The 16,362-nt window shown below is 62.4% G+C and carries 13 protein-coding genes and 1 CRISPR repeat array; of the genes, 1 reads left to right on the top strand and 12 read right to left on the bottom strand.

All coding sequences use genetic code 11. The features are described from left to right. The first annotated feature begins 2 nt into the window (after positions 1 to 2). A CRISPR array of direct repeats spans positions 3 to 1,225; the repeat unit is 36 nt; unit sequence GTTGCCGCTGGACCGCGATCTCTGAGCGGTTATAAT. Positions 1,226 to 1,297: 72 nt separating this feature from the next. The 4 genes from cas2 to V2I08_RS09295 all read right to left on the bottom strand — a co-directional run bounded on the left by cas2 (position 1,298) and on the right by V2I08_RS09295 (position 6,959). Continuing rightward, positions 1,298 to 1,603: a CRISPR-associated endonuclease Cas2 gene (gene cas2 / locus V2I08_RS09280; protein ID WP_349634904.1), complete on the bottom strand. Its 306-nt coding sequence runs from the start codon at positions 1,601 to 1,603 to the stop codon at positions 1,298 to 1,300. Between the two features lie 29 nt (positions 1,604 to 1,632). Then, positions 1,633 to 2,556, bottom strand: a complete 924-nt coding sequence (gene cas1, locus V2I08_RS09285; RefSeq protein ID WP_349634830.1) for a type II CRISPR-associated endonuclease Cas1 — start codon at positions 2,554 to 2,556, stop codon at positions 1,633 to 1,635. 18 nt (positions 2,557 to 2,574) lie between these two features. After that, positions 2,575 to 5,874 (bottom strand): type II CRISPR RNA-guided endonuclease Cas9, encoded by a 3,300-nt coding sequence (cas9, locus tag V2I08_RS09290; RefSeq protein WP_349634831.1) that lies wholly within the window; start codon positions 5,872 to 5,874, stop codon positions 2,575 to 2,577. 218 nt (positions 5,875 to 6,092) lie between these two features. Continuing rightward, complete coding sequence (locus V2I08_RS09295) at positions 6,093 to 6,959, bottom strand: alpha/beta hydrolase (protein ID WP_349634832.1); 867 nt, start codon at positions 6,957 to 6,959, stop codon at positions 6,093 to 6,095. A 220-nt stretch (positions 6,960 to 7,179) separates the two neighbouring features. Here V2I08_RS09295 and V2I08_RS09300 point away from each other — a divergent pair, with 220 nt between their 5' ends. Then, positions 7,180 to 7,632, top strand: coding sequence for a PA2169 family four-helix-bundle protein (locus V2I08_RS09300; RefSeq protein ID WP_349634833.1), 453 nt, complete (start codon positions 7,180 to 7,182; stop codon positions 7,630 to 7,632). Positions 7,633 to 7,683: 51 nt separating this feature from the next. Here the strand turns inward: V2I08_RS09300 and V2I08_RS09305 are convergent, their stop codons facing one another. The 8 genes from V2I08_RS09305 to V2I08_RS09340 form a co-directional block, all read right to left on the bottom strand. Continuing rightward, positions 7,684 to 8,529 carry a glycosyltransferase gene (locus V2I08_RS09305; protein ID WP_349634834.1) on the bottom strand — a complete coding sequence of 282 codons (846 nt, stop codon included), beginning with the start codon at positions 8,527 to 8,529 and terminating at the stop codon, positions 7,684 to 7,686. Beyond that, on the bottom strand, positions 8,526 to 9,116 hold the full coding sequence (locus V2I08_RS09310; RefSeq protein WP_349634835.1) for an SAM-dependent methyltransferase: 591 nt from the start codon (positions 9,114 to 9,116) through the stop codon (positions 8,526 to 8,528). The genes V2I08_RS09305 and V2I08_RS09310 overlap by 4 nt, the downstream gene beginning before the upstream one ends. After that, positions 9,113 to 9,778 (bottom strand): PIG-L family deacetylase, encoded by a 666-nt coding sequence (locus tag V2I08_RS09315; RefSeq protein ID WP_349634836.1) that lies wholly within the window; start codon positions 9,776 to 9,778, stop codon positions 9,113 to 9,115. Before V2I08_RS09315 ends, V2I08_RS09310 begins: the two co-directional genes overlap by 4 nt. Next, on the bottom strand, positions 9,775 to 10,893 hold the full coding sequence (locus tag V2I08_RS09320; RefSeq protein ID WP_349634837.1) for an acyl-CoA dehydrogenase family protein: 1,119 nt from the start codon (positions 10,891 to 10,893) through the stop codon (positions 9,775 to 9,777). Before V2I08_RS09320 ends, V2I08_RS09315 begins: the two co-directional genes overlap by 4 nt. Further along, positions 10,890 to 11,909, bottom strand: a complete 1,020-nt coding sequence (locus V2I08_RS09325; RefSeq protein ID WP_349634838.1) for a glycosyltransferase — start codon at positions 11,907 to 11,909, stop codon at positions 10,890 to 10,892. The genes V2I08_RS09320 and V2I08_RS09325 overlap by 4 nt, the downstream gene beginning before the upstream one ends. Further along, positions 11,906 to 12,838: a glycosyltransferase gene (locus V2I08_RS09330; RefSeq protein WP_349634839.1), complete on the bottom strand. Its 933-nt coding sequence runs from the start codon at positions 12,836 to 12,838 to the stop codon at positions 11,906 to 11,908. Before V2I08_RS09330 ends, V2I08_RS09325 begins: the two co-directional genes overlap by 4 nt. Next, a complete protein-coding gene (locus V2I08_RS09335) occupies positions 12,831 to 13,970 on the bottom strand; it encodes a glycosyltransferase family 4 protein (RefSeq protein ID WP_349634840.1) in 1,140 nt (379 codons plus the stop codon). Before V2I08_RS09335 ends, V2I08_RS09330 begins: the two co-directional genes overlap by 8 nt. A gap of 73 nt (positions 13,971 to 14,043) precedes the next feature. After that, positions 14,044 to 16,170 (bottom strand): catalase, encoded by a 2,127-nt coding sequence (locus tag V2I08_RS09340; RefSeq protein WP_349634905.1) that lies wholly within the window; start codon positions 16,168 to 16,170, stop codon positions 14,044 to 14,046. Positions 16,171 to 16,362 lie beyond the last annotated feature (192 nt).

Genomic DNA, 16,362 nt, shown 5'->3' on the forward strand with positions numbered 1-16,362 from the left:
ACGTTGCCGCTGGACCGCGATCTCTGAGCGGTTATAATATCTGCGACGGCTGCATTCTTGTCGGCTTGGTTGCCGCTGGACCGCGATCTCTGAGCGGTTATAATCAAGCGCCTGATAAAGGCGGCGAAGGATGCGTTGCCGCTGGACCGCGATCTCTGAGCGGTTATAATCGCCGCGCCCGGTGGTGGAGAGGGCGAGGGTTGCCGCTGGACCGCGATCTCTGAGCGGTTATAATGCGCGCGGAACGCCTTATCGAAGAACGCAAGTTGCCGCTGGACCGCGATCTCTGAGCGGTTATAATTCCAGCAGAAAGTGACCGAAGTGGTTGAACGTTGCCGCTGGACCGCGATCTCTGAGCGGTTATAATCGCTCCGATCAGCCTTGGGGGCGCGGGCGGGTTGCCGCTGGACCGCGATCTCTGAGCGGTTATAATTTTTTTGCCAAATCCAACCTCACCTTGTCGGTTGCCGCTGGACCGCGATCTCTGAGCGGTTATAATACATGCCCCGAAGACCGCATGGACGATACGTTGCCGCTGGACCGCGATCTCTGAGCGGTTATAATGGTAGGCCGGGTGGAATGTTGCACCAACCTGTTGCCGCTGGACCGCGATCTCTGAGCGGTTATAATACGCGGAAAGCTGATGGCTGGCAATTCGGAGTTGCCGCTGGACCGCGATCTCTGAGCGGTTATAATGCCGCCGCGCCTGCCATGCTGGAGGCTTTGGTTGCCGCTGGACCGCGATCTCTGAGCGGTTATAATTCAGTCGGGTGCGGGGAGTTCAAGACGTTGGTTGCCGCTGGACCGCGATCTCTGAGCGGTTATAATTCGAACACTTCACGGCCCACCACCGGGCGAGTTGCCGCTGGACCGCGATCTCTGAGCGGTTATAATGAAGGCCGGGCCGCACCAGATCGGCCATGAGTTGCCGCTGGACCGCGATCTCTGAGCGGTTATAATGCCGCGCGACGAATTGGGCGCGCATGAATTGTTGCCGCTGGACCGCGATCTCTGAGCGGTTATAATCTTCGGCCTCTACGGCACCCGCAGCGGCAAGTTGCCGCTGGACCGCGATCTCTGAGCGGTTATAATTGGACGCGGCCACTCAGGCTATGCGTCAAGGTTGCCGCTGGACCGCGATCTCTGAGCGGTTATAATGGCCGACTTGGTATTGCCAACGCAACGCAAGGTTGCCGCTGGACCGCGATCTCTGAGCGGTTATAATAGATCCGTCGTTATCGCATTGAAAACCAAAGCGATAACGATGGATCGGCCGCCTTCAAAACGACCCGAATCGCTAAAACAAAGCCAACTGGTCGGGATTTTTCCTTTGCCGCCTGCGCCGCTGCCCTGAAAATCGCACGATATTCTCATATTGCCGGTCCGTGAAACTGAGGATGTGAACGTCGCCATTGTCGGGAAGCTTCGCTTCGACTCGCCGCATATAGGTTTCAAACTGTTCCTTGCCGTTGCAGAAACGAGCATAGACGGAAAACTGACTTTTTTCAAAACCTTCGTCCAGCAGGAACTCGCGAAATTTGGTGGCGGCGCGAGCCTGTTCCCTGGTACCCACCGGCAGGTCGAACATCACGAAAATCCACATCAGGCGATATCCGCTCAGTTGGCTCGCGGTCACGGGAGCAGCGCGTCGAGCCCGGCCAGTTCCAGGGCAGAAGGCGGGACCGGAAGAATGATGTCGCTTGCCAGCCCGCTTTGAAACGCGCGCGCCAAGCTCTGGGCGGCGCGATTGGCGGCACCTGCCACCGTCGTCGTGCCGTCCGCCCCAGGCAGGTCGAGCGCGATCAGCCCGGCGAAGGCGCGCTTGGCTTCGGGCGTCACCCTGTCAATACCGCGCGCCGCCATCCGCACCGCCAGGCCATCGACAAGCGGCCGAAAAGGCTCGATCAGATCGTCCGCCAGGGCAAAGGCATTGGTCCGGTTGGCATGATGCACCCCGATCGAGGGATGCAGCCCCGACGCTACCACGGCGCGCGCGCACAGCGATCGCAGCACGGTATAGCCATAGTTGAGCAGCGCATTGATGTCCTCCGCATCGCGGTCACGACGAAAACTCTCGCCCATCAGCAGCGGCCAATAGCGGCGCGCGGCCTGCGCCTCGACATTGTCCGGGTCGCCCGACCCGACACGGCGCGCCAGCAGGTCGAATGCGGAGGCCGACACGCCATTGGCCTCCAAAATCGCCGCCTGCCAGCGGATCTTGGCGATGACGATCCGTCGCCATAGCTGTTTGGACAGCGGTTTGCCCGCCTCCCATTGCGCGCGGATGCGGCTATTTTGGGCATGATGCCCGTCGAGTGGCAGGCAGACGGCGACCGGCGCATGATTACTGCCACACAACAGCATGATCGCGCCCCGCTGCGCCAGCGCGACGATCAGGTTGGTGGACCAGCTTATGCCATGCGCATGGACGATCACGGCGGCGACATCGTCCAGCGGTATCCGGCCGATTTCTTCCCGATCCTGCGACACAATCAGGAAACCGCGATAGGCCGACAGATGACGGCCGTCGGTCGCAATATCGACGATCCGGTCCATGCCTGTCGCCGTGCCCGCTCAGCTCGGCTTGCGCGTCTTGCGCTGCTTCGAGCGCGCGGGAAAGCCGGGGTCGAGCACACGGCCCAACTCGTCGATCCGCACCTGGCGCGCGCGCAACGCTTTGAGCGTGTTGGGCGAGGGGTAGCTATATTTGAACGGATCGCCTTTATCGGCATCGCGTGCCTTCAGCGCCCCGCCTTCATTGGGTGGCGCGACCGCAAATTGCTTCTCGGAGAATTTCACGACACGCACCAGCTCACGTTCCGCGCCATTCCGTTCGATCGCCAGCACATCGTCGCGATGCAGGCTCAAAACCTTGCGCGCGGTGGGGTTGGCCGCGCGGATGGCGGATTGCCAGCCCGGCTGATGCGCATCGAACATGGAGACGACTTCATTCACCCACTTGCCTCCCGGCAATTCCCACACATCATATCTGTAGTTGGAATCGCCTTTATAGCCTTTGTAGATATGTCCATTTCGGTCACGAATGGGAATGACGCTCAGCGGTTCGGTCACACGCACACGGCGAACGCCGCCATAGGGATGCCATTCGCGAGTACCAAATTTGTCGATCGCCTCGCTGAAAGCCTTGCCCTCCAGCCCATCGAGATGCTGATAGAGCGCAGCTTTCAGCTCAGGGTCGCGAATACGGTCGAGATCGGCCAGCTTCTTGAAACTCGACAACGGCACGCGACGCACCACGATGCCGTTACCCTTGGCGTCGGTTTCCCCGGTAAAGCCATAGGCAGTGTCATTATGCAGCCGCCCGGCGGTCGCGTCCTTGCCCTTGGGCAGGCCCGCTTTCGACGCCGTGCCATGATCGGTACGATGGCTGACGGTAATGGCATTGACGGCCGTGCGCAGATCGTCGCGAAATCCGTCCCAGGGTTCGGGAATGATGATCCGCTCTCGCCCTTCCGCGCCTTCCTGACCGGACGCCCGCGCAATCCTGTTCAGCATCCCCCGATCCACGATCGCCACCACCACCGCGTCGATCGCATGATGGCGATGATCCAGCCTATTCTTGGCCTGATCCGCGCCGCCGCCGAAATTATGATCGGGTAACAGGTCGTTGAGGCCCAGCTTGCGCCGCACCATCTCGGTCAAGCGGCCGGGCGAAACCCAGATATGGCCGGTCCCTTCGCCCTTGTCGGGATAGAGCGTCGCCAGATATTCGCGCGACAGCCGGGCGAGATATTGGGTGTCAACCAAATGCCGAGCCTGAAACCCGCCCTCATCCTTGAACTTTTCCATCGCGTCCGGCTCGAACCGCCAGCGCTTGTTGCGTGGCAATTGCGCGGCGCGCGCGGCAATCTCTTCCCAGCGAGCCGTATGGCCCCATGCTTCATAGGGAGACCGCTTGCGCTTCTCCCGATTGGCTTCGCGCGTGCAGACGATCTTGTTGCCGTTGCTGTCGTCCAGCGTCGCGGTGAAGGGCAGGATATGATCAACCTCGACCGCGGCGGAAAACAGCATGTCGATGGAAATCTGCACACCGCTATAGATGCACCGCCGGTCCAGCACATTGGCGGGATTCAGTTCCTCCCATAATTTCAGCAAGGCCCGGTTCGCCCCGGTATCGGGCTTGCCGATCGCCAGCAGCTTTTCCGACCGTTTCTCCGCATCCAGCCGGTTGCTATTATTCTCCTTGTTGATCCGCTTCTTGTCCTCATCCGTCAGCTTCAACTCACGCGCCAGTTCGATCGCGATTTCGGCGGGCGGCCCGTAGGCGCGGATCAGCCGGTTGACGATCCGGCGCAATTGGTTGAGTCCGATATGGACGGTGGGATTGGTCAGGCGACCGACGCGCATTTCATCCGAATGGGATGGATCTCCCGTCCCCGGCATGATGTGCCGCTCCAGCGCCACGCCATAATAGGGCAATTGCGGCCGCCCATCCTCATCCTCGAAGACCTCGCCGGTGCGCCGGTCGCTATGATGGCCCAGGCCCGCCGCCATGACCGCCTCGCTATAGACCAGCACTCGGCCATCCTTCTCGCCGTCGCGCAGCGCGTCGATCAACTGGCGCGTCGCCGTCTCGCCGAACCGACCATAACCCTGCGGCAACGGCGCATTGGTGACGGCCCGTGTCTGTTCCGGCGTCAACTCGTAACGCTCGGCCAGCCAGGCGCGAAAAGCCGCATCCTCTGCATCGCTCTCGACATCGCCCAGCCGCTCGATCACCGCCCATTGTTCTTCGATCGACAGATGCACCCAGCGATTACCGAAGCGCGCTTTGCTTCCCATCACCGCCGCGACCTCATCGCCCTTCAACTCGGTGCGGTTCTCGCTCTCCTTGTTGAACCGCGCATCGGGGTCCAGTTTGAGCGTCTTGCGCAGGCTTTCGAAACTGACCTTGCTGCGATCCTTGAGCTTGAGGAACAACGTATCGCGTTCCTCGCGCGTCAACCGCTGCGCGACTTCGCCGGGCCGCACGATCATCAGCGCATTAAGTTCTTCCAGCAAGCGGCGGCGCTGGAACAAAGGATGCGCCTTGGGCAGCCGCCGGTCCCCCGCGATCAACGTACACATGCCGATCTGCGGTGCCCTTAACGGGCGCTGGTGAAAGACGATCTCGAACAGACGATTATATACGTCTTCGGTCAGTACATCGGGATGATGCGCCGCCTGTGCCTCCCAAATGGCCGCAAATTCCTCCTCCAGCAGGGCGCGGCCAGGATAAAAATCATACCCATCGCCCTTGGCGTCTTCGCCACTTTCAGGTCGCAGTCGCGTCCGCACCGGAGGAATGGCATTGGCGTCCGTTGCGCTGGCACGGCGACGGTGCAACCATTCGCCATAGGTGCGCGCGCCATTCTCGGCCATGGCCTCGCGCGCGCGATCGACGCCGATCGCGATCTTGCCCGCGTCGTCATCCGCCTTCCGATCGGCCTTCCGGTTGGATTTGAACCCCCGCCGCTGGTTGAGATGAAAGAGCGCCCGGCCCAATTCATGCAGCGACAGCGCCTCATCCAGCGCCCGCGCGCGGAGCGCATAGGGGTCGAGCGCCGCCAGCGCCTTGCGCTCACCTTCATCTTCCGGGAACAACCCGTCAGCTACGAGATATTTCAGTAAGGCCCGCTGCCGCTGCTGAAAACGATCCCGCCGCCGCCGCATCGCCCGCGCATCGCGACGGTCCACCGCGAGCGATGCGCCCGACTTGGGATCGCGGCCGTCGCTGAAAATACGGGAACCGGCAGCGAGGATGCCCTTCGGCTTACCATCGTCCAACGGATCAAGCTCGATCGCCGCCCAGCCCAGCGAATTGGCCCCAAGGTCAGCGCCCAAGCGCCAATATCTATGCCCTTTGCCTGTCATGACCATCCACCCCCAGAAGAGAAAATCCAATGGGCCAAGTTACTTGATTAAGGTCAAGGCAAATCCTGCGCCGAAATGGGTCTGTCGATCATTGTCACTATTGACGACGATGGAATCTTGTGCGACCTTAAAACCTCAGAGATCGCGGTCTGGCAGTTAACAAGTGTCAGTACGCACCAGATAAGGGCGACGCTCCGGCGTCGCCTTTTTTGTGCGCGTCACCCGTCAGCCTGCGCTGATCTTTCCACCTGCCGATCGGCAAATCGGAACACCGCATCATTGAACGCATCATTGGCGTCGCCCGCCACCATATGATGCGCACCGTCGATATGGACATAGTCGGCATGCGGCACCATTTCCATGAAAGCGCGCGCGCCTTCCTTGGTCACAATCCGGCTGCGCCCGCCCCGTATCAGCAGGGTGGGAATGGTCAGGCTCCGCGCTGCCGTCTCCAGCACGGCCGAACCTTCCGCCTGCTCATTGGTATCCATGTCCATCGTCATGAAGGCCGGGTCCCAATGCCAATACCAGCGCTCGCCCCGCTGACGCAGGTTTTTCGCCAGCCCCTGTATGCTTTGCGGCTTGTCGCGATGGGGAAGATAGGCCGATACCGCATTCGCCGCCTCCGCGATCGACGCGAAGCCTTCCGATCCGGCCTGCATGAAGGCGATCACTTCCTTCGCCCCTTCGACATTGATCGTCGCGCTAATGTCCACCAGCACCAGCGCACGGATCGCGTCGGCGTCTGCTCCAGCCACGATCATCCCGATGATGCCGCCCAGCGACGCGCCGACCAAGACCGGCGGCCGGTCCAACTGGGCCAGTACGGCGCGCAGGTCATCGGCAAAGATGGACAGGCTATAACTGCCGTCAGGCGACCAGTCGCTGTCGCCATGCCCGCGCAAATCCACGGATATGGCGCGAAAGCCGCGTCGCCCGGCCTCGGCCAGTGCCTTGCGCCAGCTTTGTCGCGTCTGCCCGCCGCCATGCAGGAAGAGGATCGGCGGGCCATCGGCGGGGCCGGTCATCTCGGCGGCCAGGCTTACATGCGCGCCCCGCAGCATCTGTGTCTCAATCGCTTTCATACCTGCCACTGTTACGCTTTTCTGATGACAGGCAAATCCACTTTTCTCGAAACGCCTACGGTGGTTGCCTGCGACAAAGCCTTTCCAATAGCTTTTCCGCAATCTTATTGATGGAGGTTAAAGACCAACATTTATATGCGACTTTCCCGCATCCGCGTCGTTGAGGGGGGTATCCGGTTGCCAATGGCGCCGGTTTTCATCTTTCAAGACGGGAACCATCATGTCCGACAACAGCCACGACATTTCGACCCTCAATGGCCTGATCGCCACCACGATCGACAGCGCCGATGGCTATACCGAAGCCGCCAAGGACAGCGAAGGCGGTCGCTTCGTGACGCTCTTCACCAGCCGCGCGGCCGAGCGCCGCGAAGTCGCCACCCGTCTGCAACAGGAAGTCGCCCGTCTTGGCGGCAATCCCGAAGATGACGGCACCATCCTCGCTGGCGCGCATCGCATGTTCCTCAACCTGAAGGCCATCGTCACCGGCCAGGATGACAAGGCGATTGTCAACGAAGTCGAAGCCGGCGAAGATCATATCAAGGCCAAGTTCGAAGATGCGCTGGGCGACATGAAGCTTTCGCCCGCCGTCCGCAGCGTGATCGAAAGCTGCTACAGCTCGGTAAAGGCCGGGCATGACCAGATGCGCGACATCAAGCATTCGATGCAGCACTAAGAAAAAAGCGGATCGGCGGGGGCAACCCCGCCGATTTTTTGTCCAGATGGGTCAGTCGGAACTTATGATCCGCGCCGCATCCACCTCTGCTAGGGTCGGCATGCGCACCAGACTGATCGCATCGCCCTCACGCGCGATCAATCCCGCCTTTTCGAAGGCGGCCAGCCAGCCTTCCATCGGCCATATCCCCCATTTCTGGCGAAACAGCCGCGCATTGCGCACGATATCGGTCAGATGTTGCAGCGGTGGATCGATCACATCATGATATTGATGAAACGCCCCGGTGCCTCCCAGGAACAGCAGCGGCAGGGCCGCCTCCCGCGCGCGAAAGCCGAAGTCGGTATCTTCCGCGCCATAGCCGGTAAAAGCCTCATCGAACCCGCCCAGTTTGACGAACTGCTCGCGTCGAATGCCGAAGATCAAAGACCAGAACAGCCCGGCATTATGTTCTTCGCGCAAGCCCGCGGCGGGAAAAGGACGAACCGGGTGCGGCTTCGCGCATTGCATCAAAACTGCCTCGTCCCACGCGCCGCGCGCGTCCTTGGGGCCAAGATAGAGCGCTTCCGCGCAGATCAGCGCATCCTGCTCCGTCAACGCTCGCGCCATCGCCGCCGTCAGGTCCCGCATCGGAATGCAATCGACATCCAGAAACAACAGCCTATCGCCCCCCGCCGCATGCGCCGCCGCATTGCGCGCTGCTGCCAGCGGCAGGCCCGGTTGATCGAGCCGTACGATATGCAGCGGAAAAGGCGTTGCCTCTACCTCGACGGGCGGATCGCTGCCCATATCGACGATCACCAGTTGGTCAGGCAGTGCCTCGCACCGCCCCAATCCCTCGATCAATTGCGCCAGATGCCCCGACCGATTCTTGACGATCGTCAGGACGCTCATTGTCATGCCGACATGCGCCACAGATCGAGCCGATATTGGTCGCGGCGTTCCGCTGTGACGACCTCCACCTGTCCCGGCAATGCGGCTCGAAACTTCTCGACCGCCTCGTTGCCGCTTTGCGGATAGTCCGTCTCGCCCGTCCAATGGACCAGCAATAGGTCTCCGCCCGGCGCGCCATGCGTACCCACCCATTCGGCGGCCCGCCGGATATCCGCATCATCCCAATAATAAATGACTTCGGACAGGATGATGAGATCGAACGGACCACCCAACGGCACTTGCGCGGGAAAGGTCATCCGGTTGAACGAGACATGATCGAACGCTGCGCAACGCTCGCGCGCGGCCAGCAACGCCGTTTCGCTGACGTCGATCGCCACCAGGGTCCGGCAATGCTCGGCCAACTGCCGCGTCAACATGCCCTTCGCGCATCCGATCTCGAATACCAGTTCATAACGACGCTCGCCCAGCGCATCGATGCTATGAGCATATTTCTCCTGCTCATAAGCGCTGGTTTCCAGCGACCAGGGATCATCTGTTCCCTGAAACATCTGCTCAAAATATTCGGGGGCCAGACTGCTTGCATACCGCGTCATGACCGTCTCCGTACATAGAGTATATCTTGCGCCGCCATGCGTCGCTGTTCGGGGGACAAGCGAAAGCCGGGGCCATATGCGGCGCTTAATTGGCTGCGATGGGCCGCCAGCGCCAAGCGTCGCTGTCCCGCAGCCATCGGGGCCGTATGGATCGCGTGCCGCGCGCGTTGATCTAGCTCGTCGGCCCAGACCAGATATTCCGCCACGACCAGACGACGCATCGCCCGCGCATGCACCGCATAGGCCAGCGCCGTCGCGGCAGCATGGTCGCAATGCGGCTCATGCCAGGCCGTGACCGCCAGCGCATCCACCCGCCAGCGGCGGCATAGGACAGCCACATAGCGCACTGTCCGCTCGAACAGCAGATCGCCAGGCCTCGCGGGAGCAGCGTCCTTCCAATCCAGATGTACGGGCTGCCGCGCTCGTCCACCCGACAACCGCTGAACTGCCCTGGCCGCTTCGCGCCGCCGTATCACCGCCAGCCGGGGGGTGGCATCATGCGACCCCGCGCCATCGGTCAGATAGACTAGGCCCGCCAACCGCCCGGCCTTGGCCGTCTGCGCGATCAGCGCGCCCGCGCCCAATGTCTCGTCGTCGGGATGCGGCGCCAGCACCAGCCAGCGCAGGTCGCGCCACTGGCGCGAAGACAGCGCAGCGGTCACCACAACAGATCCTCCGCGCCCCAGGCATCATGATCCAGCCAGGCAAGCGCCGCCTGATCCCGCGCATAATCGGGACCACCCTGGCGCAGATAGAGGCTTAGGTCCCGGCTGATCTTGTCGATCCGTTGCCCGTCCATCGCGCTGCGCGTGCCGACGATCCGCGCCGCCAGTTCCATGACATCCAGTGCCGCGCGCTCCACCACGCCGCGCGTCATCCGCGCGAAGGCCGGACCATCGCTATCGTTCCGCGCCGCGCGCAAAGCCGCCTCGCGCACCCACAGATAAGCCGTGCGCGTGGCCGCTACCGCATCGGCGAATTTCGCCCGCTGGACCGGATCGCCCCGCGCCATGTCCGACATCGCCGCGCGCGTCTCGATCAACAGCGCTTCGATGCCGCCCAGTTGCACGGCGGTAAACCGCCACGCCCCGGTGGTGAACAGCGGTTCGCGATCATAATCGCCCGGTCCGCCCAACATATCTTCGGGCGCAACCACCATCCCGGTCAGATCATACAGCCCGCTGCCGGTGGCGCGCATGCCCCGCACCCGCCATTGCGACAGATGAGCTCGCGCCGCATCGTCGGCCGCCACTACGACCAATTGCCGCGCGCCGTCCTCCGGCTGCACAGTGATGATCGCATGCGCCAGCCCTCCCGCGCCCGTGGCGAAGGATTTGGCCCCCTGCAGCTTCCGACCCACCATCTTCACACCCGGCGGCGGCTCGGTCGCCCACATGCCGTAAAAGGCCCCCACATCTAGCCTCTGGTCGAGACTATGTTTCTGCGAGGCCGTCGCGAAATGATCGAACAGGATCATCGCATTGACATGCCCCTCATAGAGCCGCCCGACGCTCAGGTCGGCGCGACCGATAATCCGCAGGACATCGAACAGGCATAGATGCCAAGCGTCCTCGTCGCCGCCAAAATCAAGCCCGCCACAAGCGACCGGCGCAAAGCAACGATGCAGGCCCGCCGCCGCCAGACATTGCATACTGTCGATCGGAAAGACCGGCGCGGCGTCATAGCGCGCCCCCAATTCCATCAGCCTTGGCGCAACAGCTTCAGCCCGCGCCGTCGGATGCGCGTCATCCGCAATAGGGGAGGGCGCAACGCTCACGCCGATGCCGCCTGTTCGCTAAGCCAGATCGCCGCCGTTCGCGCGCCTTGCGGATCGTGCAACCGCTTCCGCGCTTCCGGGGACAGTGCCTTCGCCTGCGCCAGCAAGGACGGCCATGCCGCAGCCTCCGGCCAATCCTGCAGCACCACCGCCGCGCCCAGACGCGCAAGACCACTGGCCGTGGCCTGCTGCTCACCAAAGGGCCGCGCTTCGGGCATGCAGATAAACGGCCGGTCCGCGACCAATACCGCGCCGACCAGTCCTTCTCCCGCTCCACCGATCACCACATCGGCCGCCGCGATCTCCCGCGCCGCATCCTCGACCCAACCCGCAACATCGAGATTGGCGGGGCAATCGCCCACCGGCGATACCGGCCCAATCACTAGCCATTGCAGATCCGGGCAAGCCCGCGCCGCCTGCGCCAGCCGCGCGCCATCGCCCGGCGCACCCCCGCGACCGATGACTACCAATATCCGGCCCGACGGCAACACCGCCCCCGCCACGGCAGTCGTAATGCCCGGCAGATAGCTGGTCCGCTCCCGCACCCATGTCGGTGTCGACTCCCGTTCCAGATCGGCATGAAAGGGGGCGAGCAGCGCCACCGCGCCCCGAAAAGCCTCCAGATGCGGCACATCGTTCCTCGCGCCATTCAACCGGACACAGATGGTCGGCACCGATGCCAGCCGCGCCAGCATCGCCATCTCCACCGAGACATCCACGACCATCAGCGCGGGGCGTTCGGTCGCGATCCATTGCGCCACCCGCGCCACGCGCAATCGCACGCCGTCATGGTCGATCGGCGCATAATGGAGCGCTGCGGGCCGTCCTTCGCTGCCGTCCACGCCATCGAAACGGCCCGACAGCGGCCGATCGTCGGGCAAGTCGATCCCGGCCTCGCCAACCCCGGTCCCCAGCAATATGATCGGCCAGTCACTCGCGGCGGCAATCGCCCGCGCGCGTGCCCTGTGTCCCGCACCATGATGGTGGACATAATAGCCGATCGGTCGCCGCATCATGCGCTTATCTCCAGCGCCATGTCATGCGGCATTGGCGGCAATAATGGCTCGCGTCGCGCGATCAGCGCATGACCATCCGCCCGCGCGCGCAACCGCCTGCGCCACATTGCCCGCTCGCGCCAATGGTAGAAGGCAGGCGCCATCGGCCGACCGCCTTCCTCCGCGTCCCGGTAAAGCTGCTGCATCGCGCTCGCCATGCCACCCTCCGCACGGCCATCCAGTCGCGGCGATACGGCAATATAGACGTCAGCCGGATGGGCGAGCCGCGCTCCCCGCGCCAATGCCGCCGTCACCAACGCCCAATCCTCACCCGTCGCGAGCAAGGGCACTCCACCACAGGCCTGATAAACAGAGGCACGGATCGCCAGCGAAGCGCCCGTATGATCGCCATGGCGCGGCGCAAGATCCCAGGGGAGGGGATCGATCGCATCCTCGATCGCGCGCACCGCCGCCCAATAGGCATCCCATGCCGCACGCAGCGCCGAAACGGCCGGGGGCAAGGGTTCTTCGCTATCGATATCGATCCGGCCACCCACCATGTCCGCACCCCGGTCCAGAGCTTGGGCGATATTGCGCAGCCAGTCGACCGGCGGACGACTGTCGGCATCGGTGCTGACCAGCACGCCATCCTTCGCCATCGCAATCCGCGCCAACCCGGCATCCATCGCCAATTTGCGCGCCGATCCGGCATGCGCCAGTTCCGGCGCAAAATCCGCGACAGCCACTGTGATGTCGAGAAGCGCGCCATGTTGCCGCTGCGCCCTGCCAATCACGTCCAGGCTATCGTCCGTCGTATTATTAACGCCGATCGATACCATCACCGGACCTGGCCAATCCTGCGCGGCCAGTGCGTCGAGCAGCACCGGCAACCTTTCGGCCTCGTTCCGTGCAGGCACACAGACGCAAAAATTGATCGTCGGCTCAACCATGTAGCATCGCGCGTAGCGATTCCGGCGAGGACGGCGGCACCAGATGCATGGCCGCCCGGCCATCGCGCGGCACCGGCCTGCCCAAGTCTATCTGCTGCTGATAGAGCGCCTCATAGCTTTCCACCATGCGGTTGGCGTCGCACATCTGCTCCGCCCGCGCGCGGCAGGCTCGCCGATCCAGCGCCAATGCGGCACGGCCTGCCTCCGCCAGCGACCCAACATCATCGGGCGTAGCCAGAACTCCACAACTGGAATCAAGAATTTCCGGTATCGCACCCCGCGCAAAGGCAGCCACTGGCACGCCGCAGGCCAATGCCTCGGCCACGACCAGCCCATAAGGCTCGTCCCATAAGGGCGTACACAGAAACGCGCTGGCCCCAGCCACCAACTGCGCCAATTCCCTATGCGCAAGATGGCCGACATGAATGATGTCCGAGCCCAACGCAGGTGCAATCACCGCCCGATAATAGTCCTCGTCCAGCACCGGCCCGGCTATGCGCAACGGCAAGCCGATGAGGCGCGCTGCCTCGATTGCCAGGTGCAGCCCCTTTTCCGGCACGATCCGCCCATACCAGACCAGATAGGGCGCGCTGTCGGCCTGCGCGCGAAAGACGAATTTCCGCAAGTCGATGCCGTTGAGGATGACGGCGTCGGCGGGCGCTACATGGCTCCACTGCGTCGCCACCGACTGCGACACCGCCACCAGCGCATGATTGGGCGCTTCGCACAGGCGAATGCCGCTTTCCAGCCAGCAGAAAGGCGGCGTGTGCAACGTCGTGACCATTGGCATGGGCAGGCTGTCGGCCATGGTCAGCGGCAGATAATGGAGCGCATTATTGTGAATGACGTCGAAATCGCGATCGCGCAGACTGGTCATCAGGCTCAAATAGGCATGATGCTCGCGGAAAAAGGCGATGTCGCTCGCTTCCGTCGTGCCAACGGACGTTATCGCCGTCTCCGTACAGATCGCTTCCAACCCTAGCGCAGGCTCTGACCTGGATGACGCAAAGACAGTCACGGCATGACCGCGATCCCGCAGGGACCGGGCCAGAAGATGCGTGTGCATCTCCAAACCGCCCGCAAACGGCTCCGCAATGGGATGCTTGAGATGGGCGATAATGCCAATCCGCATCAACGATATCCTTTGGACAAGAAGAGGGCCGGAGGCGAAAACGCATTCGCCCCCGGTTGATCGAAGATCGAGATCAGGCGTCGGGCACGGCGTCCAGATCCACGGTCATTTCCCGTGGCCAATGGCGCAGCCCGCGACAGGCGGTCAGCAGGCTCGTGGCGTCCTTCGCTGTAGCAAGCGGCAGGCAGCCCTCGTCCAGATCGTCGGCGATACCCGCCTTTTCGAACAAGATCTGTGCCTCTGCCGTAAGCCCCATGAACTTGCAATGGGCAAAGGCGTCGGTGACGAAGTCCTTGGCCGCCGCGTCCATGGCCAGCAACGCCGCGCCATCCGCCGAAGCGACCACCGCAACCGCATCATAGAGAACCGATGGCCCGCCGTCGATCTTCTGCTTGGCCGCAACCGCCGTGCCATCGGACAGAGTAACGCCGCCAATCTTGGGCGCAATCACCTCATAGACCGCGCCTTCCTGGTCCACCGCCTTGACCAGCGCGTCGAACATCTTGGCATCGGCGCCGTCGGTCAAAAGGATACCGAGCTTGCGGCCCTTGAAATTGTCCGGCCCGTTCTTGAGGATGCTCAGAGCATCGGACGGCGGCAAGTCCATGATCGTGGCGCGCGCCGCCTTTGCAGGCTCCGGCAGGGGTAGCCCCAAACCATCTGCAACAGTAGCCGCCAGCGTCTCGTCGATATTGCGCAGATGCGCTACCGTCCGCGAACGGATGTCGGGACGTTCGACCTTGCTCAGCTCGAACACGATCGCATCGCCTATATGCTTCTGCTCGATCGGCATCTGGCTGATATAGAATTGCCGCGCCTGGCTATAATGATCGGCAAAACTCTCCGACCGGACCCGTTGCTTGGGACCGTCCTCGACCGTGGCGACACTGACGAAACCCTTGGCCGGGTCTTCGCGCGGGCCACCCTGTTCGGCGCCCCAGCTATTGGGCTCGTAATTGGCCCGGCCCTTGGGATTGCGCATCGCCATATGCCCGTCCTGCTGGAAATGGGCCATCGGACATTTGGGCGCATTGATGGGGATATGCGTGAAGTTGGGACCACCCAGACGCTTGATCTGGGTATCGAGATAGGAGAAATTGCGACCCTGCAGAAGCGGGTCGTTGCTGAAATCGATGCCTGGCGGCACATTTTGCGTGCAGAAAGCGACCTGCTCGGTTTCGGCAAAGAAATTATCGACCACCCGGTCAAGCACCAGCCGCCCGACGATCCGCACAGGGATCAATTCTTCGGGGATCAGCTTGGTCGCGTCGAGAACATCGAAATCGAAACTGTCGGCGAACGCATCGTCGAACAACTGCACGCCCAATTCCCATTCGGGAAAATCGCCCGCATTGATCGCGTCCCACAGGTCGCGGCGATGGAAATCCGGATCCGCCCCGTTGATCTTGACCGCCTCGTTCCAGGCGACCGACTGCAAACCCTGTTTGGGCTTCCAATGGAATTTGACGAAGGTCGACTTGCCCTCGGCATCGACCAGGCGGAAAGTGTGAACGCCAAAACCCTCCATCGTACGCAGCGAGCGCGGGATCGCCCGGTCCGACATCGTCCACATCACCATATGCATGGCTTCGGGCGACAGACTGATGAAATCCCAGAAATTGTCATGGGCGGTCTGCGCCTGCGGGAAATCCCGGTCCGGCTCCGGCTTGGCGGCATGGATCAGGTCAGGGAATTTAATGGCATCCTGAATGAAAAAGACCGGGATATTGTTACCGACCAGATCCCAATTGCCTTCCTGCGTATAGAGCTTGACCGCAAAGCCGCGCACATCGCGGGCAAGGTCGGCCGATCCCTTCGATCCCGCGACGGTCGAAAAGCGCACGAAGGCAGGCACTTTCTCGCCCACGCGCTGCAGCACATCGGCGCGCGTCACATCGCTCAGCGATTCCGTCAGCTCGAAATAGCCATGCGCGCCATAGCCGCGGGCATGAACGACGCGCTCAGGGATGCGCTCATGGTCGAAGTGAAACATTTTCTCGCGAAAATGGGCGTCTTCCAGCAAGGTTGGTCCCCGCGCACCTTGCTTCAGCGAATTTTGATCGTCGGCAACCGGAATGCCTTGCGCGGTCGTCATGATGGCTACGTCACCGCCAGCACACTGATGCGTCTCGCCGCCTTCGGCCTGCGGTTCAGCATAGACATCCGACACGCCATCTGCGGGAGGCGGCGGGGGTGCCATGCGGGCCGATTGTGCCGCTACAATGCTGGACGGACGAGTGGGCTTGTCTGACTTGGCCATGAAAAATCCTTGGTTGAAAGCGCGCGGATATGCGAACGAAGGCAATGCATTGCCCGGCAGTGTTCGCGGGGAGGGGCCGTAGGAATGCCATGGCGGGAGAACCCGCGGTCAGCTTGCAAGTTGCGGCCTTCC

This window comes from Sphingobium sp. MK2, assembly GCF_040170545.1.
Classification (GTDB): domain Bacteria; phylum Pseudomonadota; class Alphaproteobacteria; order Sphingomonadales; family Sphingomonadaceae; genus Sphingobium.